Origin of the sequence: Phytohabitans houttuyneae (assembly GCF_011764425.1) — a bacterium.
GTDB lineage: Bacteria > Actinomycetota > Actinomycetes > Mycobacteriales > Micromonosporaceae > Phytohabitans > Phytohabitans houttuyneae.
This window is the reverse complement of the sequence record NZ_BLPF01000001.1, coordinates 1,796,208-1,819,460: the sequence shown is the minus strand read 5'-3', so window position 1 is coordinate 1,819,460 and position 23,253 is coordinate 1,796,208. Positions and strand designations below refer to the sequence as shown.

Sequence of the window (23,253 nt, the reverse complement as noted above, 5' to 3'; positions counted from 1 at the left end):
TATTCTGCGCTGGGTGGAGATGTGGGATGTCGCCGTCGTCGGCGGGGGACCGGCCGGCATGTCCGCCGCGCACGCCGCGGCGCGGGCCGGCGCACGCACGGTCGTGCTGGAAAAGGCCACCCACCCGCGGTACAAGACGTGCGGCGGTGGCCTGCTCGGCACCTCGCTCGCGGCCGTGAGCGGGCTGATCGACGTGCCGGCCGACGACTGGGTGGGGCGGGCCACGTTCACGCTCGACGGCCGCCGCCAGATCGAGCGCACGAGCGACCGGCCGGTGCTGGCCATGGTGCGCCGGGAGGCGTTCGACCACGCGCTGCGCAAGGCCGCGGCCGAGGCGGGGGCCGAGGTCCGCGAGCGGGTCACGGTCCGCGGCCTGGAGGACGCCGGCGGCCACGTCGTGGTCCGACCATCATCTGGTACGCCCCTCGCGGCGCGCGCCGTGATCGGAGCGGATGGCTCGTCGGGCATCACGTCCCGGCACGTGGGCGTCGCGTATGCGCAGGTGGACCTCGGCCTGGAGGTCGAGCTGCCCATCCCGCCCGCGCTGCGTGAGCGCTGGCGGGGGCGGCTGCTCATCGACTGGGGCCCGATCCCCGGCTCGTACGCGTGGGTCTTTCCCAAGGGCGACCGCCTCACGGTCGGCGTGATCGCCGAGCGGGGGCAGGGGGCGGCGACGAAGGCGTACCTGCGGGGCTTCGTCGAGCGCCTCGGCCTGTCCGGCATCGAGCCGGTCCACGACTCGGGCCACCTGACCCGCTGCCGCACCCCAGACTCCCCACTGCGCCGGGGCCGCGTGCTGGTGGCCGGCGACGCGGGTGGCCTGCTGGAGCCGTGGACCCGCGAGGGCATCAGCTTCGCGCTCCGCTCCGGCACGTACGCCGGCGAGGCCGCCGCGGCCGGCGACCTGGGCCGCTACGAGTCCACTGTGGAGGCGCAGCTGGGCACGGAGATGTGGGCGGGCCGGAAGCTGCTGGCCGCGTACAGCAGGCGGCCGGGCGCGTTCCACACGCTGCTGGCGACCCCGACAGGCTGGAGCCTGTTCGCGAGGTTCTGCCGCGGCGAGCCGGTACTCCTCAACGCCGTACGCCGCCGCTCGGTCCGCGCCGCCCTCCGCGCCCTCAGCTAGAGCCGCGGCGACGAATCCGTCCACAACCGAGCGGGCGTGGTCGCCGTTGCCGACGCCGATCGCGGCGACCGCAGGGCGTGAACAGCGGCCTGGACCACGCTGGTTCCCTGATCGGTGTCAGCAAACGACCACGATCTCAGCGGCACCCGGGGGTTGGGGTGAGCTCGCCCACCGCGGAGGGTGAGGCCGCGGGAGCAACGGTCTGGACCACGGCGGGCATCGCGGTAGCCCGGATCTGTTTCGAACTGGATCTTCTGAAACCGCCACCACCGTCGCACGCCACCCTGATGAGGTAAAGGGTGGTGCGATCGACAGGGTGATGATCGCGGAGCTGCCGCGGGCGCCGATGGGAAGGTCGCCTTCCCAGCGGCCGGGCACAGCCCGGTCGGCGCATGGGCCGACGGGCCCGCTCGTCGGTGCGTTGCCGGGTCCCACCGACGGGACCTCCCACTGGTAAAGGCCACCCCACGACCGGCCCCGCCCCGCCCGCAACGGCCGGGATGCCGGGCCCGTCCGGAACCCGCCCACCGTTATGGACGTGGTTCGGCGGACCTCCGCCACACCGTGCTGCGATCCCGACAGATCGCCACGGCGACCTGCTCAAGCTCACCACAAATCCCGGTTTTGTTGCCTCGCACGCGCTCTGAGGCAGCAAAACAGGATCTTGCAGTTACCTCCCTCCGGAGCGCGGGGCTCGGGAGGTCTCGGCGAACCGGGGTTGGCGCCTGGGGGTAGGGAGGGGAGCTTCTGGGGCGCGCGACGGTGCCCGGATTGAGCGGCTCTGATTTGTTTTGCCCTGCCGGTTGGCGCGTAACGGTTTGAAAACCCCGCCCAGGCTCTTGCGCTTTGAGGCGCGCTTCAGTAAGAAATATTACCACTAACAGTTAAGTTTCTTTTCTGAAGGGCTTGCCGATGGTCGAGCGCGAGGTGGACGGTCACGCGCCGACGGCAGTGGTCGACGCGTCGGTGATCCTCACCATGCGCGCGAAGCTGCCGGAGTTCACCGGAGCGCTGCAGCGGGTGGCCGAGCTGGTGCTCGCCGATCCGGCGAATGCCGCGCGGTCCACGATCGTCGAGCTGGCCGAGCGGAGCGGCACGTCGCCGGCGACCGTCACCCGGTTCTGCCGGGCCCTCGGCTTCGAGGGGTACGCGGACCTCCGCCTCGGCATCGCCGCCGAGACGGGCCGGGCGCGGGCGGCCGGGTGGAGCGTCGACATCGGTCGCGAGATCGAGCCCGGCGACCCGCTCGAAAAGGTGCTCGAACAGGTCATGGCGGCCGACACGCGCGCCATGCACGACACCGCTGCGCTGCTCGACCTGTCCGAAGTGGAACGTGCGGCGCAGGCGATCGCCGGCGCGTCGCGGGTCAGCATCTTCGGTGCCAGCGGCAGCGCGCTCGTCGGCGAGGAGATGCAGTTCAGCCTCCACCGCATCGGGGTGGCGGCCTGGGCGTGGACCGACGTCCACAACGGACTGGCCAGCGCGGCGCTCTCCCGACCGGGTGACGTGGCGCTGGGGATCTCCCACAGTGGACAGACTCGGGAGACCATCGAGATGCTCGCCGAGGCCGCCGGCCACGGCGCCACCACCATCGCACTGACGAGCTTTCCCCGCTCCGCCCTCGCCGAGCTGGCCGACGTCGTGCTCCTGACCGCGACCCAGGCCACCACCTTCCGGCCCGACGCCCTCTCCGCCCGCCACCCGCAGCTCGTCGTCCTCGACCTGCTCTACGTGGCGGTCGCCCAGCGCACCCACCAACGTTCGCACGCGGCCTTCCAGCGCACCGCGCAGGCCGTCGACCCCCACAAGGCCGCCAAGCACAGCGGCGTGCACTGACCTCCCCAGCACCGCGGGGGCACCGGAAATACACACCCAATCACCACCCTGGAGGATCCGTGAGACACAGGATCGCTATCGCCGCGGCGCTCGCCGCGACGCTGCTGGGCGCGGCCGCGTGCGGCGGCTCCGACGACACCGGAGCCAACGACACGTCGGCCCAGGCCCTTGACGGCAAGGGCAAGACCATCAAGGTCTGGCTGATGGTCGACGCGCAGTCCGCCTGGAAGGAGGTCGTCGAGGACGCCAACGCGCGGTTCACGGCGGCGACCGGTGCCAACGTGACGGTCGAGTACCAGCAGTGGGCCAACCACCTCACCAAGCTGGACGCCACCCTCGCCGGCAACGACGTGCCCGACGTGGTCGAGCTCGGCAACACCGAGATGCCCAAGTACGTCTTCAGCGGCGCGTTCGCCGAGCTGGACAAGAGCCGCTTCGAAAACTCCGCCAACTGGCTCCAGGGTCTCTCCGGCCCCTGCGAGCTGGACGGCAAGACCTACTGCGTGCCCTACTACGCGGGTGCGCGGGTGCTCATCTACCGCACCGACCTCTTCGAGGCCGCCGGCCTCAAGCCGCCGACCAGCTACGCCGAGGTGATCGCGGCGGCGGACGCGCTCAAGGCGAAGAACGGCAGCAGCAAGAAGTTCGCCGCCTTCTACATGCCGGGCGCCTACTGGTACGCGGCGATGTCCTGGGTGCACGCCGAGGGCGGGCAGATCGCCAAGAAGGACGGCGACAAGTGGGTCGGTACGCTCTCCGAGCCGCAGGCGCAGGCCGGCCTCCAGAAGTGGGCCGACCTGGTCAAGAACTACTCGGCCGGCGACGTGACCAAGGACGAGAACGACCACGCGGCGATCTTCGCGCAGGGTGAGTCGGCGATGCTCTACGGCCACGGCTGGGAGGTCGGCGCCACGCAGGAGCAGCGCAAAGACCCGAACGACCCCAACTCCGCGCTCGTACCGACGAAGGTGAAGGGCAAGGTCGCCTCGGCGCCGATGCCGGGCATCCCGTCCTTCCTCGGTGGCTCCGACCTCGGCGTCGCCTCGAAGAGCCAGAACCAGGCGCTCGCCGCTGAGTGGATCAAGTACTTCACCGACACCAAGTCGCAGGAGGCCCTGCTGGCCAAGGCCGTGCTGCCGAACGCCACCAACCTGCTCGACAAGGCCGCCGCCGTGAAGGGCAACGAGGCGACCGCGCTGGCCGCGAAGAGCAGCTGGTTCGTGCCGATGGCCGAGAAGTGGGCGGACGTCGAGAAGGCGTCCGTGCTCCAGCAGATGCTGCGCGACATCGTCACCGGCAAGAAGTCGGTGGCCGACGCCGCCGCGTGGGGCGATGCCGAGATCGCAAAGACGCTCAACGGCTGAACCGGTGCCGCGCCGCCCGCTCGCGCGGGCGGCGCGGCCTTCACCGGCCGCATCCGCCGCCATCCACTACGGCGCGGATGCGGCTTGACAACTCGGAAAGGAGACCGATGCACGCCGTCGACAGCCCGGCGACCGCGCCACCGGCGCCGGCGCCATCCGCGCCATCCACACCGGACAGACACCGGGCACGCCGGCGGCGTCGTCCCCAGTGGACACCCCTGATTCTCGCCATCCCCACGCTCGTGCTGCTGGCCGGCCTGCTCGCCTACCCGCTCGGCCGCATGCTCGTGCTGTCCTTCCAGGACATGCAGCTGCGGCACCTCTTCTCCGGTGCCACCCCGCCGTGGGTGGGGTTCGACAACTACAAGGACATCCTGACCGACGGTGTCTTCTGGAGCGTGGTGGCCCGCACCGCGATCTTCACCGTCGTCTCGGTGACCATCTCGATCGTGCTCGGCCTGGGCGTGGCGCTGCTGATGCAGCGGGTCAGCAGCGGCGTGCGGATCGCCATGGTGATCACCATGATGTTCGTCTGGGCGATACCGCAGCTGGTCTCCGCGCAGATCTTCAAGTGGATGGTGGACGCCGACTTCGGCGTGCTCAACTACATGATCGACCAGATACCGGGCGTCGACTTCGCCAACCACAGCTGGTTCGCCGACCCCACGCAGGGCTGGATCGTCATCACCACACTCGTCGTCTGGGCCGGCATCCCGTTCCTCGCGATCACCCTCCACGCCGGCCTCACCCAGGTGCCCCAGGACCTGCGCGAGGCCGCGCTTGTCGACGGCGCCAGCTCCTGGCAGACGTTGCGCAACATCATCCTTCCCGTCCTGCGGCCGCTGATCGTCATCGTCACCACGCTCTCGGTGATCTGGAACTTCGGGCTCTTCACCCAGGTCTGGGCGCTGCGCGACAGCAAACCCGAGCAGGAGTACCAGACCCTCGCCACGTACGCGTTCACGCAGGCGTTCGGGCGCAACGAGTACAGCCTCGGCTCGGCCATCTCGGTGATCACCGTGATCCTGATGCTGGGCGTGATGGCGTTCTACGTGAAGCAGATGTTCCAGATCGGAGAGGTCGACTGATGTCCACACCACGCTCCCAGCGCTCGCGCGCGGGCACGGTGGCGGCGAACACCGTCGGCGTGCTCTTCGTCATCGTCATGGCGTTCCCGGTCTACTGGGTGCTGAACACCGCCTTCAAGCCGGCGTCCGAGGTGCTCTCGTTCACGCCCTCGTTCTGGCCGGAAAACCCGACGCTGGACAACTTCCGGTCGGCCATCAAGGCGCCGTTCTTCCTCGTCGACCTCCGCAACGGCCTCATCATCACCACGACCGCGGTGGCCGGCGCGATCGTCGTCGGCTTCCTGGCGGCGCTGGCGATCGCCCGGTTCCGCTTCTACGGCCGGCGGGCGCTCATCATGGTGGTCCTCGGCGTGCAGCTCGTACCGCTGCTCGCGCTGCTCATCCCGCTCTACCTGATGCTCAACCGGGCCAACCTCACCAACAGCCTCGTCGGCGTCAGCATCACGTACCTCGTGCTGATCCTGCCCTACACGGTGTGGACGCTGCGCGGCTTCATCGCGGCGGTGCCGCGCGAGCTCGACGAGGCGGCGCTGGTGGACGGCTGCAGCCGGTGGCAGACGTTCTACCGCATCATCCTGCCGCTGACCGGGCCGGGCCTCGTGGCCACGTCGATCTACGGGTTCATCCAGGCGTGGAACGAGTTCATCATCATCAACACGCTCAACAACCCGGAGACCCAGAACCTCATGGCCTGGCTGCTGCAGAACCAGACCAACCGCGGTACCGCCTGGGGCCCGCTGATGGCCGGCGCCCTGATCACGTCGCTGCCCGTCGTGGTGTTCTTCCTCGCCATCCAGCGCAACATCGCGGTCGGCCTCACCGCCGGCGCGGTCAAGGGCTGATCTGGTACGGGGGTGCGACACCCCAGCCCCACTTCGGCACCGGGGCCTCCTGGGGTGGATGGGCACCCGGCTGACTGTTCTGCACCGCCAGCCGGGTGCCCCACTCGATGTAGCCCGCGAACGCCGCCCGGAACTCCGGGTCGCTCGGCAGCGCCACCTCGTCCGCCGCGTCCATCAGCAGGTTGACCCACCGCCGCCGCTGCGCCTCGGTGATCGCCTTGCCGAGGTGCTGCCGCAGCATGTGCGGGTAGCCGCCCCGCTCGGCCGTGTACGCCGCCGGCCCGCCGAAGACCTCACCGAGCCAGAGCGCCACGTACCGCGGGTGGGCGGGGTCCATGTGGGCGAAGAGCGGCCGGAGCAGCTCGTCCTCGACGACCCGGCGGTAGAACGCCTCGGTGAGCCGCGTGAGCGCCTCCGTGCCGCCGGCCCATTCGAACAACGTCGGTGGGTGCACCATGGGTACAGCCCAACACGGACGCCCACCGTGATCAAGTACGCACCATCCGGTAAGGAGCCCACATGGCGAGCCGCTACCACTGCCCGGTCGAGCTGACCATGGACGTGGTCGGCGGCAAATGGCGCCCGGTCATCCTCGCCCACCTGAAGGAAGGCGTGCACCGCTACGGCGAGCTGCGCCGCCGCATGCCCGAGGTGAGCGAGAAGATGCTGGTGCAGCGCCTGCGCGAGCTGGAGGCCGACGGCCTGGTGAGCCGCCACGAGCGCGACACCAACCCGCCCTGGGTCGAGTACCGCCTGACGGACGAGGGCCGCAGCCTGGCCCCGGTGCTCCAGGCCATGTACGACTGGGGCCTGGAGCGCGCCCGCCGCACCGGCGCCACGATCATCGACCCACCCACCTGAGGGCGCACTGTCAGCCTTTGTAAGGGCTTGTTGTACGGCCGTGCCATGCGGTTGAGAAAGAGCAATCCTGATGGGCGTCGCTTATCGCCGCTCCCTCAGGAGATTCGTTGACCATCATCCTTTTGATCGCATTGTCGCTCGCTTCACTATCTGCCCTTATCCTCGCCGCGCTGGCCGCGACATATGTCTGGTCCTCGAATGCTGGCCGGCGTGAGCGTTCCCTCCGGATGGTGTCGCTCCTGGTCGGCGACGTGGGGATATCTGCGTCGCACAGGCTGTGCGGCGGACCGCGCCACTACCGAACGTGTCGCTGTGACGTCAATTCTGTGAGTTCGGAGATGGAGTATCAGCCCAATGAGTGATCGGCGGGAAATTGGCACGCTGTCGTGCGTCAAGATCTGTTATTGGTGACTAAGGTGGTGGCCTGGTTGCCTGTTGACGGCGTGGTGCACCTCGACGATTTGGTTTGCCTTGTGTCGCAATCTCTTCGGCCCGATAGCGGTGACTCCGTTGGATCGTTGTTGGACGAGATTCGCTTGTTGCATCGCCAAGCGGGGGAGCCAAGCTCGCGCGAGGTCATGCGCCGCATCGGTCGCGGCATCCTGAGCCACACGACGGTCAACGCCGTGCTCCGCGGCCAGCGGGTGCCCCGGTGGGATCCGTTGCAGCAGGTGGTCGCGGCACTCAGCGGCGACGTCGAGCACTTCCGCACGCTGTGGATGAAGGCGCGCGACGCCGAAGACCAAGCGTTGGCCGCCGCTGAGCCGTCGCCGGTCCTGACCGCCAAGCTGGTCGGCAGGGCACGGGAGCTTCACCTGTTGCGGGCCAGGGTGGTGGAGGTTTTCGAAGGGCGTGGCGGGGCGGTGCTGATTGACGGCGATCCGGGAATCGGCAAGTCGTACCTGATGCGAGCCGTGTCGGCGTACGCCGCCGCACAGGGGTGCCGCACGCTGTGGGCGTCGTGCGACGAGCTCAGCCAGGCCTTTCCGCTCCTGCCGCTAGTGGACACGGTCGACGCGGCGATACCGGCAGCGGAGCGCGTCACGCCCGCGGTCGCGACCGTATTCGAGGCCAGCGCCTCGTCCGGAGATCGAATAGATCTTGTCGCGGCGGCCACTGAGCGGCTGCTGGCCCTCGTCGACGAGCTCTGCGCGTCGACACCCGTGGCACTGATGGTGGACGACATCCAGTGGGCGGACACCACGACGATGGTCGCCTTGCGACGCCTGCTGCGGATGACCCAGCGCCTGCCCCTGCTGGTGGTCGCGGCAGCCCGCCGGATCCCGCACCGGCGCGACCTGAGCGTTCTCCGCCGCGCACTCCCACCATCAAATCGGATCCACCTCAGTGGCCTGTCCGGCGCCGAGGTAGCCGAGTTTCTGGCGGCTGCGGCGGGCGGCCCTCCCGGCCCTCACCTGACCGAGCTTGCCGCGGGCGCCGGTGGAAACCCGCTGTACCTGACCGAGCTGATGGCCGCCCTCGCCCGTGCGGCCGCGCTGGTGCCGGTGGCCGGACGAGTGGAGATCGATGGCGGCAGCGCGCCCGGCTCGCTGGCGGCTGCGATCGCCGATCGCCTTGAGTTCCTGTCCGAGCAGGCACGCGTGGTTCTCCGGACCGCCGCGCTGCTCGGCACCGAGTTTTCGGTGACGGAGCTGATAGCGGTGCTCGGCCGGGGTATCAACGAACTGCTTCCGATGCTCGACGAGGCGATCGAGGCGGGCGTGCTCCGGGAGGACGGCCGCCAGATGGCCTTCCGGCATCCCCTCCTCCGTACGGCGCTCTACGAGGAGACGCCGCACTCGGTCCGTGCGGCGTGGCACCGTGACGCGGCGAAAGCGCTTGCCGCCGTCGGCGCTCCGCCTGAGCGGGTGGCCCGGCAGCTGCTTCCCGCAATCGACTCCGAGGTCGCGGATCATTGGACCGCGAGCTGGCTGGCCGGGGTGGCGGATGAGCTGATCGGCCGTGCCCCGGCCGCCGCGATCCCGCTCTTACGTTGGGTGGTCGCACGGGGGCCAAGCGGCACGCCGCACTACGACCTACTTGTCTGCCGCCTTGCGGACGCGCTTCGGCGGACCGGCGAGACCGCCGATGCCGCTCGCTTGGCGGGGGAGTCGGTCGCACGGACCGGGGATCCGGATCTGCTGGTGGACCTAATGTGGACGTTCGCCGAGGCCACAGTCAGCGAAGGCCACCCGGAGGATGCGTTCGCGATGCTTGGTCCAACGCTCGCCAGGCCGGCCCTCGAGCCAAGACACCGTGCCCGGCTGATGGTTATCGCCGCCCGCACTCGCTGCATGATCGGCGAGGTCGAAGCGGGTGGCAAGCTGGCCCGCACGGCGCTGGAGGCTGCTACCAGGGCGGAGGACCCGCCCACAACGGCTCGGGCGTTGAGCGTCTTGTCCGCGGCATGCGGGATGCGCGGAGAAGCGGCGGAGTCGCTCCGCCTATGTGAGCGCGCATTGGCCGTTGCCAAGGACGACCCAGCGCTTGCCGACCTGTGGCTCACGCTTCAGCTCAACCGGGGGGCCGTGCTCTGCCACCTGGACCGGCGGTCGGAGGCCATCGATGCGGCTGAGCGAGTGCGTGCATCGGCGGACCGGGCCGGCAACGTTCTCCGCCTGGGGCAGGCCAGAACACTTCTCATCGAGCTGCTGTTCGACGTCGGTCGGTGGGATGACGCGCTGATGGAAGCGCACCTGGTCCTCGATGGCCAAGCGCATCCGGACGACGAGGCGACGGTCTGGGGCGTGGCCAACGTCATCCGGGCGCACCGCGACCCGTCCTTCCCGGACAAGGAACTGTGCAAACAGGACTGGCGGGCGACAAAGCCCGGTGGCCGTGTGGTGGCACCATGGCACCTCGCGATGTGCCTCGCGCACGAGAGGACGGGCCGAGGCGCCGAGGCGTTGACGCTCTTGACCGGTGCGCTGGACGAATCTGAAGAGGTCAACGTCGCGGTCGATCTGCTTGCCGATGCCGCACGCCTTGCGATGAGCCTGGGCAACAGCGCTGGAATCCAGGTGGTCCTCGACCAGGTCGAGATCTTTGCGCGCCGCAACACCGGATCGTCCTTTGAGGCCGTCGCCCTGCACGCTGCCGGCCTGGTCGGGGGCGACCCGGTGAGGTTGGGTGAGGCGGCGCGGCGATACGCGGCGGCCGGCCGCCCCCTGCCGCAGGCGCAGGCGCTTGAGGCGGCGGCCGTCGCGCTTGCCGAGGCGGGGGACGCCGGTGGTGCCCGTGCAAACCTCGACGCAGCCCGCAGCCTCTACGCCGGTCTCGGTGCGGAGTGGGATCTCATTCGCACCGCCTCACTGCTACCTCAGTAGGAGTCGAGGACGATGACCGGGTTGGCGAGGAGCATCGTGTCGAAGGCGTGGAACGCGTAGTCGCCCAGCACGATTACCGGGTGGGCCAGCAGCATCGGGTCGATGTGGAGAGCGCGGAGCACGAGCAGCTGTGCCACCACCGCGACCACGATCGCCGCGGCGGTGGCCAGGGTCAGTGAGAGCGTCAGTGACGCGCGTACATAGGACATTCGGGTCTCCCAGGAGTTGACGGCCTTTACCTACGGCCGGTTGTACCCGGGACAAGCGCGCGCCGGAAGAGCAATCGGGCGTCAAACCTCGGCGGCGAGCGCGCGCACCACGGCCGACGGGCTTTGGCGGCCCAGCCGCTGTGCCATCCACAGGCTGGTGCGGACCAGCGCGGGCAGGTCCACGCCCGTCTCGATGCCCAGGCCGTGCAGCTGCCACACAAGGTCTTCGGTGGCGAGGTTGCCGGTGGCGCTCTTGGCGTACGGGCAGCCGCCCAGGCCGCCGGCCGAAGAGTCCACTGTGGTCACCCCGGCCTGGAGGGCGGCGAGGGTATTGGCGAGGGCCTGGCCGTACGTGTCGTGGAAGTGCACCGCCAGCCGGTCCGGGCCGACACCCGCGTCGGACAGGGCGCGGATCAGCGCCGCCACGTGGCCGGGCGTGGCCACGCCGATCGTGTCGCCGAGGGAGAGCTGGTCGCAGCCGAGGCTGACCAGGCGGCGGGCGACCGAGACGACCTGGGCGACCGGGACCTCGCCCTCCCAGGGGTCGCCGAAGCACATCGACAGGTAGCCGCGCACCCGCAGGCCCTCCGCGCGGGCGCGCCGCACCACCGGCTCGAACATGGCGATCGACTCGTCGACCGTGCGGTTGAGGTTGCGCTTGGCGAACGTCTCCGTCGCGCTGCCGAAGATGGCGATCTCGCGAACGCCCAACGCCAGCGCGCGTTCCAGCCCGCGCTCGTTGGGCACCAGCACCGGGTAGCGCACGCCGGGAGCGGGTGCCAGGCGGGTGAGGAGGTCTTCGGCGTCGGCGAGCTGGGGCACCCACTGCGGGTGCACGAAGCTCGTCGCCTCGATGACGCCGAGGCCGGTGGCGGCGAGGCGGTCGAGAAACTCGAGCTTCACGTCGACGGGGACGATCGTCGACTCGTTCTGCAGGCCGTCGCGCGGGCCGACCTCCCAGATGGTCACGGACATCGGCAGCCCGGGCATGGGCACCCGCTGTGGGCTCAGCATGCTCCCGAACCTCCTAGCTCAGCTCGACCACGACCGGCGCGTGATCCGACGGACCCTTGCCCTTGCGGGCCTCGCGGTCGATGTACGCCGACTCGACCGTCACGCCCGCGCTCGCGTACACCAGGTCGATGCGCATGCCCAGGTTCTTGTGAAACATGCCGGCCCGGTAGTCCCAGTACGTGAAGGGGTGCGGCCCTTTCATCGGCGTCGGCACCACGTCGGTGAAGCCGGCCGCCAGGATCTGCGCGAGCGCGTCCCGCTCCGGCGCGGTGACGTGAGTCGAGCCGACGAACGCCTTCGGGTCCCACACGTCGGCGTCGGTGGGCGCCACGTTGAAGTCGCCGGCGACCACCACGGGCCGGCGGGTGGCCCTGCTGGCTGGCTCGCTGCGCTCGCTTTGGCTGCGGCTGCCGGCCCAATCCGGACCGGTCGCTCCGCGCCCAGCTCCGGATTGATCCGACCCCGCAGCCAGGTCCGCAGCCAGCGCGTCGCGGAGGGCGGCCAACCACCTCAGCTTGTACTCGTAGTGCGGCGAGTCGGGTTCGCGGCCGTTCGGCACGTACACGGACCACACGCGCACGCCGCCGCACGTCGCCGAGATCGCGCGCGCCTCGGGGTCGGGGAAGCCGGGCTCCTTGTCGAAGCCGCGCACCACGTCCTCGATGCCGACCTTGGAGAGGATCGCCACGCCGTTCCACTGGCCCGCTCCGTGGGTCGCGACCTCGTAGCCGGCCTCCTTGAGCTCGGCGGTGGGGATCGCCGCGTCCGCGAGCTTCGTCTCCTGCAGCAGCAGCACGTCCGGCTGCTTGTCGGCGAGCCAGGGCAGGAGGCGGGGCAGGCGCATTTTCAGCGAGTTGACGTTCCACGTGGCGAGACGCATTCACCGAGACTATGCCGGCACGTTCACGGATGCAGCGACAGTCCCTTCAGCACCTTGTCCACCGCGTTCCGCGGCCCGTGCACCGACAGGCCCACCAGCCGCAGCTTCTCCGCGGGCACCGCGCGCACCGCGGCACGGTTGTCCTCGTCGTTGCCGGTGGTGAAGAGCTCCTCGGTGTAGACGCCGACCGCGAGGCCCCGCTCGACCGCCTTGGCCCGCGCCTGCGTGAGCGCGGTGAGGTCGGCCGCGTACACGAGCACCGGCTGCCCGAACATCGGCAGGTAGCGGGTGCCGGAAGCGTCCTCGTAGGGCTCACCGACGGTGGCCGGCGCGGCACCGGCGACGCCCGAGGCGAGGAAGGCGGTCACGTTCAGCCGCTGCCACGCGGCGAGGTCGTCGCGGACGACGATGGCGATCTTCGTGGTGGCCATTACGCCATGATCACCTCGACCGGGTGCCGCGGTCTTGGACGCTGGTGCGCTACTTGATCACCGGCCGAAGGGCGTTCGGGCACGCGGGGGATACTGGGACGGTGGGGGACTGGGCGCGATACTGGCGGGCCGCCGACCGGCCGCTGGAGGCGATGCACGCCCACTTCGAGCAGCACGTCTACCACCGGCACAGCCACGAGACCTACTCCTTCGGCGTGACCGAGGCGGGAGCGCAGTCCTTCACCTGCCGCGGCGGCGCGCACACCTCCGCCGCCGGCATGGTGATGGCGTTCAACCCGGATGAGCCGCACGACGGTCACGCGGCCGACGCGCTGGGATTCACGTACCGGATGGTCCACATCGGCCCCGATCTGGTCCGCGACGTGCTCGCGGACCGTGCCGGGCGCGAGGTCGGGCTGCCCCTGTTCGCCGAGCCGGTGGTGCCCGACGCGGCGCTGGCCGGCGCGGTGGCCGGGCTGCACGCGGCGCTGGTCGGGCCGGCGACGGCGCTCGCCCGCGACGAACGCCTGGCCGCCGCCGTCGCGGCCATCACCCGGCACGCCCGCGCGGCGCCGGCACCGCGGCTGACCGGCGCCGCCGGCATCGCGCGGCGGGTGCGGGACCGGCTCGACGAGGGGTACACCGAGGACCTCACCGCCGCCGACCTCGCGGCCGCCGCGGGCACCAGCCGGTTCGCGGTCTACCGGGCATTCCGCGAGGTGTACGGGCTGTCGCCGAGCGACTACCAGCGCCAGAGCCGGCTGCGGCGCGCCCGTCGCCTGATCGGAGCCGGCCACGGGATCGCGGAGGCGGCGGTCGCGGCGGGGTTTGCCGACCAGAGTCACCTGACCCGGTGGTTCACGCGCTGCTACGGGGTAACACCGGGCGCGTACCGCGACTCCACCCACCAGCAAAATAGGACAAAGTGATACGACGGCAGCAAGATAGACAGGGTATACCTCAACCGGGCGTGACGGTCTGTGCCATCGTTTGCTGGTGGCCACTGTGAACCCGGAGCGTGACGTCGTGGCGACGCGCCCCGGGCGGGCCCGCGTCGGCCTGCGCGCCCTGCGCGGCTGGCGGCCCACCATGCGCCGGGTGCGCAGCACGCTCCGCAGCGCGGTCACCTCGTTCATCGTGCTCGCCGGCACGTTCTGGCTGCTGCCCGGCGTCACCGCGAGCAACCTCGCGGCCCTGCTCGGTCTGGTGGTGCTGGTCGCCGCCGTCGGCGCGCTGCTCCGCCCGCTGCTGCTCGCGATAGCCACGGTGCTCGGCGGCTTCGGCGCGTTGGTGCTGGGCGCGATGGTGCAGGCCATCGTGCTGTACGTGGCGCTGTGGCTGGCGCCCGACACGCATGTCGCCAACCTCCCGGTGGTCTTCGGCGCGTCCTGGGTCGCGGTGGCGCTGGCCGCCCTCGTCAACTGGTTCGCCGACGCCGGCACGGACGACACGTTCGTCAGCGAGACGGTCCGCCTGATGGACCGCGTGCGCCGGATCGAGGAAAAGGCCAAGCGGGGCACACCCGGCGTCGCGTGCCCCGACGGCCTGCTGGTGGTCCAGCTCGACGGCGTGCCCGCGCCGCTGCTGCGGTGGGCGGTCCGCGCCGGCAACCTGCCCAACGTCGGCCGTTGGCTGCGCACCCGCAGCCACCGGCTCACCACCTGGCACACCGGCATCCCGGCCACCACGCCCGCCGCGCAGGCCGGCATCCTTTACGGCGACGTCCGGCGGGTGCCGGCGTTCCGGTGGTACGAGAAGGACAGCCGCCGCCTCCTCGTCACCAGCCGCCCCCGCGACGCGGCCGAGGTCGAGCGCCGCCTGGCCGGCGGCCAGGGCCTGCTCCGCGACGGTGGCGTGAGCATCAGCAACGTCTTCTCCGGCGACGCAGCCACCTGCCTCCTCACCGTCAGTCACGCCGCCCTGCCCGGCCGCAACGCGCGGGGGTACGCGGCGTTCATGACCAGCCCGTACGGCTTCACCCGCGCGGTCGTGGTCGGCATCGGCGAGCTGATCCGCGAGCTGCACCAGGCGCGCGTGCAGCGGCGCCGCGACGTGCGCCCGCGGGTGAGCCGGGGCGGTGCGTTCCTCGCCCTGCGGCCGGCCACCACCCTGCTGCGCGACCTCAACGTCACGCTGATCGCCGAGCAGATGGCGCGCGGCGCCCCGGTGATCTTCTGCGACTTCGTCGACTACGACGAGGTGGCCCACCACGCCGGCCCCGCGCGGCCCGAGTCGCTCGACGTGCTCGAGTCGCTCGACCAGGTGCTCGGCATCCTGCAGCGGCTCTCCGCCGAGGCCGCCCGCCGCTACCACCTGGTGGTCCTCTCCGACCACGGCCAGAGCCAGGGCGCGACGTTCCGCCAGCGCTTCGAAGAGTCGCTGGAGGAGGTCGTCGCGCGGCTGGCCAGGGGCGGCACCAACGGGCACCGGCCGGGCGTGGCCACCCGCACCGTCGAGGAATGGGGCCGGGTCAACGCGCTGCTCACCGAGGCCGTCGGCCGCCAGGGGCCGACCGCGGCCGCCACCCGCAAGGTGATCCGCAGGCACACCCGCGACGGCGAGGTCACGCTCGGCCCCGCCGACGAGGAGGCCAAGGCCATCGCCGAACGCGACCCGGACACCGTGGTGATCGCGTCCGGCAACCTCGGCATGGTCTACCTGACCCGGTACCCCGGAAAGCTCACCCGCGACGTGATCGACGCCGAGCACCCAGAGCTGATCGCGGGGCTCGTCGCGCACCCCGGCGTGGGCGTGGTGGTCGTAGACGAGGCGGAGCACGGGCCGGTGGCGCTCGGCCGCCGCGGCCGCCACCGCCTGCGCGACGGGCACGTGGAGGGCAACGACCCACTCGCCGCCTACGGGCCGCACGCCCGCGAAGACCTGCGCCGCCACCAGGAGATGGACCACGTCGGCGACCTGGTGCTGATCAGCGCGGTGGAGCCGGGCATCGACGACGTGGCGGCCTTCGAGGAGCTCGTCGGCAGCCACGGCGGGCTGGGCGGCTGGCAGACCGACGCGCTGCTGCTCTACCCGTCCGGGTGGGCGCTGGAAAGCGACCCGGTGGTCGGCCCGGACGGCGTGTACCGCACGCTCCTGGGCTGGCTCAAGACGCTGGGGCTGCGCGAGCCGGACGCGGAGGCGCCGCCGCCGGCCGTCCCGGACGACGACCTGCCCGTCGCGGCCCCGGTCAGGCTTCCTTCTGCCGGGGGCTGAGGGCCCGGCGCTCGGCAGCCGCCTCCCGCCGCCGGCTGATAATCCCCGCCGTCTGGGAGATCAGCAGCACGAGCAGCACCGCGGCCACCACGCTCTGCCAGGGCTCCGGGAAGATCGCGTAGCCGAAGATGCCGATGCCCGCGTACACGGTCGACCACAGCAGGCACGCCGGCAGGTTCGTCACCGCGAACCGCCGCCAGTCCAGCCCCATCAGCGCCGCCGCGAGCAGCACCGGCACCCGGCCGCCGGGCAGCAGGCGGGACACGAGCAGCACCGAGATCTGCCGCTCGTTCAGCTTCTTGCGCATCTTCTCCAGGCGCTCCTGGTCCCGCAGCCAGCGCAGGCGCCGGGCCAGCTGCTCCCCACCCCAGCGGCAGATGGCGTACATGACGAGGTCTCCCACGTACGCCCCGCCGGCACCGACCACGATCACCAGCAGCACGTACACCGGGTTCTGGTGCGCCGCGTACGCCGCCGCGCCGCTCACCGCGGCCCCGGTGGGCACGATCGGCACCACCGCACCGAACGCCACCACGACGATCAACCAGATCAGCGTGCTGAGGGTACCGCTCACTGTGACCCCGGGTTCGTTCGCTCGTGCGGCGCTGAAGGCGACGTCTTCCCTCGCGGCCCCGAAACCCCGACTGCGTCGGCGGGGCCACTCAGTCCAGACGCCGCCGCGCCAGCTCGCTCGCTCACGGGACAACTGTCATGGAGTCGCCGGGGGACAGGACCGTTACGCGGGTGGTGGGTGCCATGGTCTCGCTGAACCTCGCGAAGTCCGGGCCCGGGTTGTGGAAGCGGTCCGGGCGCACCCGGGCGAACCCCACCGGCCAGAACGTGCCGAAGTGCACCGGCACCGCCTCCCGCGGCCGTGCGCGGCGCATCGCCTCGGCCGCCGTGTGCGCGTCCAGGTGGCCGTGCCCGAGCGTGGGGCCCCACCCGCCCACCGGCACCAGGGCCAGGTCGAGCGGTCCGAGGTCGGTCATGCCGTCGAAGAGGCCCGTGTCGCCGGCGAACCAGGTGTTGGCCGCGCCGTGCATGGTGTAGCCGACGGCCTGGGCGCGGTGCCGGGACCAGGGGCCGCGGGCGCCGTCGTGCGCCGCGGGGACGGCCCTGATCCGCACCCCGCCCACGGTCACCTCGTCACCGATCGCCAGCTCGGCGCACCGCCGGTGGAAGGCCGGCCCCAGCCGCTGCCGCACGAACGCGCCCGCACCGGCCGGCACGACGAGCGTGGCGTCCGGGCCGATCCGCCGCAGGGACGCCACGTCCAGGTGGTCCGCGTGCAGGTGTGACACGAGCACCGCGTCCGGCGACCCGGCGAGCCGCGGCGAGGTCCCGCGCATGCGCCTCAGGTGGGCGATCCGGTCACCGAGGACGGGATCGGTCACGATGCGCACGCCGGAGTCCTCGACCCAGACGGTGCTGTGCCCCCACCAGGTGACCTGGACCTTGTACGTCACGCCGCTACGGTACGGGACCGCGAACCGCACCGCCGAGGCCGCGCTTACGGTGCCAGGCGGTAGAGCTGCTCACCCGCCTTGGGCACGACGAGCGTGTCCTCGTCGGCGGCGAGGGCGGCCAGGTCCAGGGAGGCGGGGTCGGCCCAGCCGAGGCCGACCGCCGCGCAGTCCTCCGGCGGGATGCCGGTCGCCAGCGTCACGTCGATGCGGCAGCGCTCAACCCCGTCCCGGTACGTGCCGGCGCCGCGCACGTGGATCGAGTGGGCGAGCACCGTGCGGGGGACGCCGGCCAGGCGGTCGGCGTGGGCGAGCAGGTAGTCCCGGCAGTGGTACCCGACCCGGCGGATCATCGCGTCGTGGGTGACCGAGAAGGTCGGCACGTGCGGGGCGTACACGATCACCTCGCCGCCGTCGGCCACGATCGGCTCCACCTTGTACATGCCCTTCGCCGCGGTCCACAGGTCGTCGTACATCGGGGGCATCACCGAGACCACCCGGCGGTACGGGCGGTCGACGTACCGCACGTGCACCTGAGCGGAGTGCTCGGCGGCGGCCTCCCACGCCTCGGTGGTCGTCCCCACGTACGTGCCGAGCACCTCACCGGGTCCCGAAGGGCCGCCCGGCGCGACCACCACCGCGACCGCCAGGCGGCGGGCCGGGATGCGCTCGGCGGCCGCCGCGATGACCGCGCGTACCGGGGTGAGGCCGGGCTTGCCGATGATGTCCATCGTGCCGATCAGCGCGCCGAGCCAGTGGAACGCGTCGATCACCTCCGGGCCCGACACACCGGGGAAGAAGTACTTGTCGCCGCCGGAGAAGCCGACCGACTCGTGCGGGAACACCGGCCCCAGCACCAGGCAGGCGTCCGCCTCGGCGACCAGCCGGTTCACCCGTACCCGGATGGGCTCGGAGAGAAGCCCCGCGGAGGCGGCGGCGACCTCGGTGGCCGGAATCTCACCCAGGTCCGTGAATGTCGCCGGGTCGTGCCAGGCGTGGTTGTGCACCGCCACGCTGGGGTAGCGGGCGGCCCAGCCGCCCGCCGGCAGGTCGAAGCGGCGCTCGATCGCCTCCGGCGGCATCGGCGGGTGCGTGCCGAGCGCGATCAGCACGTCGAGCGAGGCCACCCGGCCGATCAGCGCGTCGTGCACCTCCGCGAAGAGGCGGCCGAGCGGGATCGACCGGGTGCCGTCCGGCACCAGCACCACGACGCGGGCGCCGTCCAGGTCGAGGCGGTGCAGCTCGTCGCTCAGGTCGCCCATTCGTAGACCTCTCCCTCGTGCAGCCCGGCGTAGATCCGGTCGCGCAGCGCGTTGGCCTCGGCCGAGGTGAGCGTGCGGGTGAGGTCGCGCAGGACCACGCGGAGCAGCACGTTCTTCTGGCCCGGCCGCACACCCATTCTGGCCCGCGCGGAGTCGGGCAGCTCGTCGTACCCCGTCTCGGCCCGCACCACGATCTCCTCGACGGCGGCGGCCTCCGGCCCGAGCAGGTCGCGCACCCGGTCGCCGAGCAGCTCGGCGTCGAGGTCGCCGGCGACCGCGAGGGAGAGGTCGCGGTGCGCGGAGGGCATGGCCGAGACCGGACGGTACGAGGTGAGGTCGCGCATCTGCGCCGCCACCCGCGGGTCGGCCGAGCGCAGCAGCCGGATGTCGTCGACGCCCTTGGCGAGCATCACGAGCCGGTCGAGGCCGAGCCCCATCGCCAGCCCGCTGTGGCCGCCGGTCACCTCGGGATGCGCGAGCCCGCACTCGCCGACCTCCACGTCACCCACGTAGATCTCGCGGCCCGCCAGCGTGTACGGGTGCGTGTTGGGCTGCGTCCGCCACGGAAGGCCGGGCAGCACCGCCGCCACGACCAGGCCGATCATGTGCATCAGGTCGGCCTCGGTGAGCGGGGGACCGGCGCGGCGGATCCGCCACAGGTCGAGCTGGTGCGGCTCGCCCACGTGGTGGCGGTCGATCACGTCCCGGCGGTAGCAGATGCCGGGGACGCTGAGCAGCACGTCCGGCAGCGCGTTGGCGTCCAGGAGGGCGGGTATGCGGGCGGTGGTGTGCGAGCGGAGCATGCGCCCGCCGTCCAGGTAGCGGCTGTACCGGCGGTCCCGCGTCACCGCCTCAGGCGAGTAGCGCAGCCGGTCGTAGTTGTCGGTGACGGACACGATCCGCGGGCCGGGGTCGCGGCGCACAGGGACGCCCCAGTCGCGGGCCAGCGCGTACTCGATCGCGGACACGACGTGCTGCATCGCGTGCTCGCCGGCGTCGGGGTCGGTCAGGTCGCGCAGCTCAAGGGCAGCGCGGAGCTCTTCGGGTGTCATGGTGATCCTTCGGAAGGCGGCGGAAAAGGGAGCGAGCCCCCGGCGTGGCCAGGGGGCTCGTCTCGCGCCGTCTCCGTCAGCGCAGCCGCGGTCGCCCACCGGTCACCCGGGGGCGTGGAAATCGCGTCGCGGCGTACGTCACGCCGTCGAGTGTGCCGCCTGGGCACGCCTTCCGGCAAGCGGGTTGAATGTCGGCGTGCCGGAAAAAATCCTGCTGGACACCGACATCGGTTCGGACATCGACGACGCGGTCTGCCTCGCGTACCTGCTCGCCCAGCCGCGCTGCGACCTGCTCGGCATCACCACGGTCACCGGCGAGGCCACGAAGCGCGCGATGCTCGCCTCCGCGCTCTGCCGGGTGGCCGGCGCCGGCGTGCCGATCCGTCCGGGCGCGGAGAACACGCTCGCCGGCGCGCCCTCGCCACAGGCGCTGGCCCACCAGGCCGACCGGGTGGCCAGGTGGCCGCACGACACCGACTTCCCGCCGGGAGACGCGGTCGACCTGCTGGCGCGCACGATCCGCGCGCACCCCGGCGAGGTGACGCTCCTGACGATCGGCCCGCTCACCAACGCCGCCCTCCTCTTCGACCGCCACCCCGACGTGGCACCGCTCCTCAAGGCCCTCGTGCTGATGGGCGGCCGCTACACGACCGAGGGCAAGCCGGAGTGGAACATCCGCTGCGACCCCGCGGCCGCCACCGCCGTGTTCGCCGCGCCGGTGCCGCGCCTACGGGCCGTCGGGCTCGACGTGACCCGCCAGGTGTACATGGACGCCGACTCCTTCAGCGCCCGCTGCACCACCCCGCTGCTGCGCCCGGTGCGTGACTTCGCCGCGGTGTGGTTCGCCGAGCGCGACGGCCTCCACTTCCACGACCCGCTGGCCGCCGCCACCATCTTCGACGACGAGGTGTGCGCCTTCACCCGCGGCGAGGTGACGGTCGCGGCCGACGGCGCCACGGCCTGGCGCCCGTCCGCCGGCGGCCCGCACGAGGTGGCGACGTCCGTGTTTCCGGACCGCTTCTTCGCCGGCTACTTCGGCGTTTTCTAGCGGCCTTCGGGCCGATCGCCGGCAGCCTCCAGAGAGTCCAACCCGAGAAGCAGATGAGGGCTACCGCGACGTCCGTCGTGGTCCGGACCGTTGCTCCCGCGGGCCTTGCCCTCCGCGGGGGGCCAGCTCACCCCGAAGAGCCAGGGGTTGCCGCCGCGTGGCTCTCGACCTGGCCGCCTGTGGCGGCTCAAGGCATCCGGTGACCGTGTCGGGCCTCGCGGGCCGGCGTCCCAACCGACCAGCGCCGTCAGTAAGGGTTTGAGGTGCACGACCGCGGACGGTGAGGCCGCGGGAGCAACGGTCTGGACCACCGCGGGCGTCGCGGTAGCTCAAATCATCTGGAATGAGTCCTCAAGGGCGAGGCCCGACGTGGAGTAGAGCGGGTGGCCGCGCAGCACCAGCCCGGAGCCGGGATCGGTGACCAGCTGGCGCCCGCGGTCCAGCTCGGCCGGGGTCACGCCGGCGGCCAGAAGGCGCCGGCGGTAACGGATCAGGTCGACCGCGAGCAGCAGCGCACCCGGCTCGCCGGCCGGCCAGACCGGCAGATGGATCTGGGTGTCCACAGTGGTCAGGCGGGCGGCGCGGGCAGCGGCGTGCGCTCTCGTGGCCCACTTCGGGTCGTAGCCGTGGCCGGGAAGGATGTCGGTGACGAGCATGCGGATGCAGCGCGAGATCAGGTCGGCGTCGCGCGGGCTGGGTGCGCACAGCACGGCGTCCTCCGGCCACAGGTGCCAGTCCTCCACCACCAGAGTGCCGTCCGGGCCGAGCGCGGCCACCAGCCGGCGCAGCAGCGCTTCCGGGTGCGGCACGCGCATGAGCACGAGGCGGGCCCGGATCAGCCGGTACCGGCCTGAGGTCAGGACGGTGGGCGGGAGCGGGTCGCCGGGCGCGGTGACCACCTCGCCGTGCGCACCCACGCGGTCGCGCAGCCACACGGGTACCGCGCTGCCGGCCGGTCCCAGGTCCAGGCAGCGCGCGCCGGTGAGGTTCGGCAGGCCGGCCAGGCGCCCGATGCTGAACGTGTCGAGCGCGGCCGCGAGGTACACGTCCCGCCGCACGTCGAGGTCGGCGGTGCTGACCGTCCTCATCGGACTCCTCCGCTGACGTGGTCGAACGCCACCAGGTCGGCGGTGGGAAGCTCGCCGGCGACGATGCCGGTGCCACGCAGGATGGCGACCGCGCGGGCCACGCGCGCGCCGTCGAGGGTGCCCACCACGCCGTTCGCGCGCACATACGGCTCCATCAGCCGCACCTCGGCGGCGGCGGTGAGAGGGTCCACAGTGGGCACGTACTTGCGCAGGATCTCGCCGGTCTCCTCCGGGTGCTCGATCGCGTAGACGAGGCCGGCCAGCAGCGCGCGCGTGAAGCGCCGCACCAGGTCGGGGTCGTCGCGGAGCACCTTGGTCGACGCGATGAGCGCGTTGCCGTACAGGTCGGTCAGGACGTCCGAGTACGGCAGGACGACCGCCGGCCGCCCACCCGCCGCCTTCTCGACCGCGGGCCGCGCCACCACGAATTGGCCCACCCCGTCGACCCGGCCGGCCGCGAGCAGCTTCGGCATCTGCGCCGCCTCGACGCCCACCCACTTCACGGTGGCCGGGTCGATGCCGGCGAGCTTGGCGTACGCGGGGAACAGCAGCCACGGCGCGCCGCCCCGCACCCCGCCGACCGTCCGCCCGCGCAGGTCGGCCGGTGTGGTGACGCCGCTGCCGGAGAGCGCGGTGACGGAGTTGAGCGTGCGCTGCTGGATCGCCGCGACGGCGCGCACGTCCGTGCGGTACTTGCCGTTGCCGAGCACGATCATCACCGCCGAGAGGTCGTTCGCGGAAAACTGGGCGCGCCCCGAGGCGAGCAGCCCGAGGTTCTCGGTCGTACCGGAGCCGGGCCTGATCTCCACCTCGATCCCGACCTCGGTGAAGAAGCCCTTCTCCTTCGCGACCCACGCGTACGACTCGCGGCCGAACGCGCCGACCGCGGTCAGGTAGGTCACCTTGTCCGGCGAACCGCTCCGGGGTGCGGCGCCGCCGCTGTCACAGGCACCCACCGCCAGCAGTACCGCGAGTGCGGCGGCCGATGCGCGTTTGACGAGGTTCACGTTTCCTCCGGGGATGGGAAAGGGCGGGCGTGCCCGCGCATGTGGCGCGTCTGCGGGAGGCGCGCGAGCACGCCCGCCGGTCTCACCCGGCGGCGCGGAATCGGTGTCGGCGCACCGCCGGGGAGTCGTTCTAACGGGGGAAG

The 23,253-nt window shown here is 71.7% G+C and carries 21 protein-coding genes; 10 read left to right on the top strand and 11 right to left on the bottom strand.

Features of this window, described 5'->3' with window-relative positions; genetic code table 11:
- Positions 1–13 precede the first annotated feature (13 nt).
- From Phou_RS08270 to Phou_RS08250, 5 genes are all read left to right on the top strand, one after another.
- Positions 14–1,126, top strand: a complete 1,113-nt coding sequence (locus Phou_RS08270; RefSeq protein WP_173055011.1) for a geranylgeranyl reductase family protein — start codon at positions 14–16, stop codon at positions 1,124–1,126.
- Between the two features lie 912 nt (positions 1,127–2,038).
- The gene (locus Phou_RS08265) at positions 2,039–2,962 is read left to right on the top strand and encodes a MurR/RpiR family transcriptional regulator (protein WP_173055009.1); all 924 of its coding nucleotides are present in this window, start codon (positions 2,039–2,041) and stop codon (positions 2,960–2,962) included.
- A 59-nt stretch (positions 2,963–3,021) separates the two neighbouring features.
- Entirely contained in the window at positions 3,022–4,326 is a 1,305-nt protein-coding gene (locus Phou_RS08260) for an extracellular solute-binding protein (RefSeq protein WP_173055007.1), read from the top strand.
- A gap of 107 nt (positions 4,327–4,433) precedes the next feature.
- On the top strand, positions 4,434–5,414 hold the full coding sequence (locus Phou_RS08255) for a carbohydrate ABC transporter permease (protein ID WP_173055005.1): 981 nt from the start codon (positions 4,434–4,436) through the stop codon (positions 5,412–5,414).
- Entirely contained in the window at positions 5,414–6,256 is an 843-nt protein-coding gene (locus Phou_RS08250; RefSeq protein WP_173055003.1) for a carbohydrate ABC transporter permease, read from the top strand. The genes Phou_RS08255 and Phou_RS08250 overlap by 1 nt, the downstream gene beginning before the upstream one ends.
- Here the strand turns inward: Phou_RS08250 and Phou_RS08245 are convergent.
- Positions 6,246–6,713 carry a group II truncated hemoglobin gene (locus Phou_RS08245; protein WP_173055001.1) on the bottom strand — a complete coding sequence of 156 codons (468 nt, stop codon included), beginning with the start codon at positions 6,711–6,713 and terminating at the stop codon, positions 6,246–6,248. The two genes, Phou_RS08250 and Phou_RS08245, sit on opposite strands and share 11 nt — an antisense overlap.
- Positions 6,714–6,775: 62 nt before the next feature.
- Here Phou_RS08245 and Phou_RS08240 point away from each other — a divergent pair, with 62 nt between their 5' ends.
- Both Phou_RS08240 and Phou_RS08235 read left to right on the top strand, forming a co-directional pair.
- Complete coding sequence (locus tag Phou_RS08240) at positions 6,776–7,117, top strand: winged helix-turn-helix transcriptional regulator (protein WP_173054999.1); 342 nt, start codon at positions 6,776–6,778, stop codon at positions 7,115–7,117.
- A gap of 407 nt (positions 7,118–7,524) precedes the next feature.
- Positions 7,525–10,443: an ATP-binding protein gene (locus Phou_RS08235; RefSeq protein ID WP_173054997.1), complete on the top strand. Its 2,919-nt coding sequence runs from the start codon at positions 7,525–7,527 to the stop codon at positions 10,441–10,443.
- Here Phou_RS08235 and Phou_RS08230 read toward each other — a convergent pair.
- The 4 genes from Phou_RS08230 to Phou_RS08215 form a co-directional block, all read right to left on the bottom strand.
- Positions 10,437–10,652 (bottom strand): hypothetical protein, encoded by a 216-nt coding sequence (locus Phou_RS08230; protein ID WP_173054995.1) that lies wholly within the window; start codon positions 10,650–10,652, stop codon positions 10,437–10,439. The genes Phou_RS08235 and Phou_RS08230 overlap by 7 nt on opposite strands.
- Before the next feature lie 81 nt (positions 10,653–10,733).
- Positions 10,734–11,666, bottom strand: a complete 933-nt coding sequence (locus Phou_RS08225; protein ID WP_173054993.1) for a hydroxymethylglutaryl-CoA lyase — start codon at positions 11,664–11,666, stop codon at positions 10,734–10,736.
- A 13-nt stretch (positions 11,667–11,679) separates the two neighbouring features.
- A complete protein-coding gene (locus Phou_RS08220; RefSeq protein WP_173054991.1) occupies positions 11,680–12,546 on the bottom strand; it encodes an exodeoxyribonuclease III in 867 nt (288 codons plus the stop codon).
- Positions 12,547–12,569: 23 nt separating this feature from the next.
- Positions 12,570–12,977, bottom strand: coding sequence for a DUF2000 domain-containing protein (locus Phou_RS08215; RefSeq protein ID WP_173054989.1), 408 nt, complete (start codon positions 12,975–12,977; stop codon positions 12,570–12,572).
- 101 nt (positions 12,978–13,078) lie between these two features.
- Here Phou_RS08215 and Phou_RS08210 point away from each other — a divergent pair, with 101 nt between their 5' ends.
- Entirely contained in the window at positions 13,079–13,906 is an 828-nt protein-coding gene (locus tag Phou_RS08210; protein WP_218578866.1) for an AraC family transcriptional regulator, read from the top strand.
- A 67-nt stretch (positions 13,907–13,973) separates the two neighbouring features.
- Positions 13,974–16,190, top strand: coding sequence for an alkaline phosphatase family protein (locus tag Phou_RS08205; RefSeq protein WP_371872090.1), 2,217 nt, complete (start codon positions 13,974–13,976; stop codon positions 16,188–16,190).
- Here Phou_RS08205 and Phou_RS08200 read toward each other — a convergent pair.
- The 4 genes from Phou_RS08200 to srmL form a co-directional block, all read right to left on the bottom strand.
- Positions 16,165–16,764: a DedA family protein gene (locus tag Phou_RS08200; protein WP_173054987.1), complete on the bottom strand. Its 600-nt coding sequence runs from the start codon at positions 16,762–16,764 to the stop codon at positions 16,165–16,167. The genes Phou_RS08205 and Phou_RS08200 overlap by 26 nt on opposite strands.
- Before the next feature lie 121 nt (positions 16,765–16,885).
- A complete protein-coding gene (locus Phou_RS08195) occupies positions 16,886–17,656 on the bottom strand; it encodes an MBL fold metallo-hydrolase (RefSeq protein WP_173054985.1) in 771 nt (256 codons plus the stop codon).
- 44 nt (positions 17,657–17,700) lie between these two features.
- Entirely contained in the window at positions 17,701–18,915 is a 1,215-nt protein-coding gene (locus Phou_RS08190) for a lactate racemase domain-containing protein (RefSeq protein ID WP_173054983.1), read from the bottom strand.
- Complete coding sequence (gene srmL / locus Phou_RS08185; protein WP_173054981.1) at positions 18,903–19,967, bottom strand: PheS-related mystery ligase SrmL; 1,065 nt, start codon at positions 19,965–19,967, stop codon at positions 18,903–18,905. The genes Phou_RS08190 and srmL overlap by 13 nt, the downstream gene beginning before the upstream one ends.
- A gap of 196 nt (positions 19,968–20,163) precedes the next feature.
- Here srmL and Phou_RS08180 point away from each other — a divergent pair, with 196 nt between their 5' ends.
- The gene (locus tag Phou_RS08180) at positions 20,164–21,015 is read left to right on the top strand and encodes a nucleoside hydrolase (protein WP_218578864.1); all 852 of its coding nucleotides are present in this window, start codon (positions 20,164–20,166) and stop codon (positions 21,013–21,015) included.
- A gap of 329 nt (positions 21,016–21,344) precedes the next feature.
- Here the strand turns inward: Phou_RS08180 and Phou_RS08175 are convergent, their stop codons facing one another.
- Both Phou_RS08175 and Phou_RS08170 read right to left on the bottom strand, forming a co-directional pair.
- Positions 21,345–22,103: a methyltransferase domain-containing protein gene (locus tag Phou_RS08175; RefSeq protein WP_173054976.1), complete on the bottom strand. Its 759-nt coding sequence runs from the start codon at positions 22,101–22,103 to the stop codon at positions 21,345–21,347.
- The gene (locus Phou_RS08170) at positions 22,100–23,110 is read right to left on the bottom strand and encodes an ABC transporter substrate-binding protein (protein ID WP_218578862.1); all 1,011 of its coding nucleotides are present in this window, start codon (positions 23,108–23,110) and stop codon (positions 22,100–22,102) included. Before Phou_RS08170 ends, Phou_RS08175 begins: the two co-directional genes overlap by 4 nt.
- Positions 23,111–23,253 lie beyond the last annotated feature (143 nt).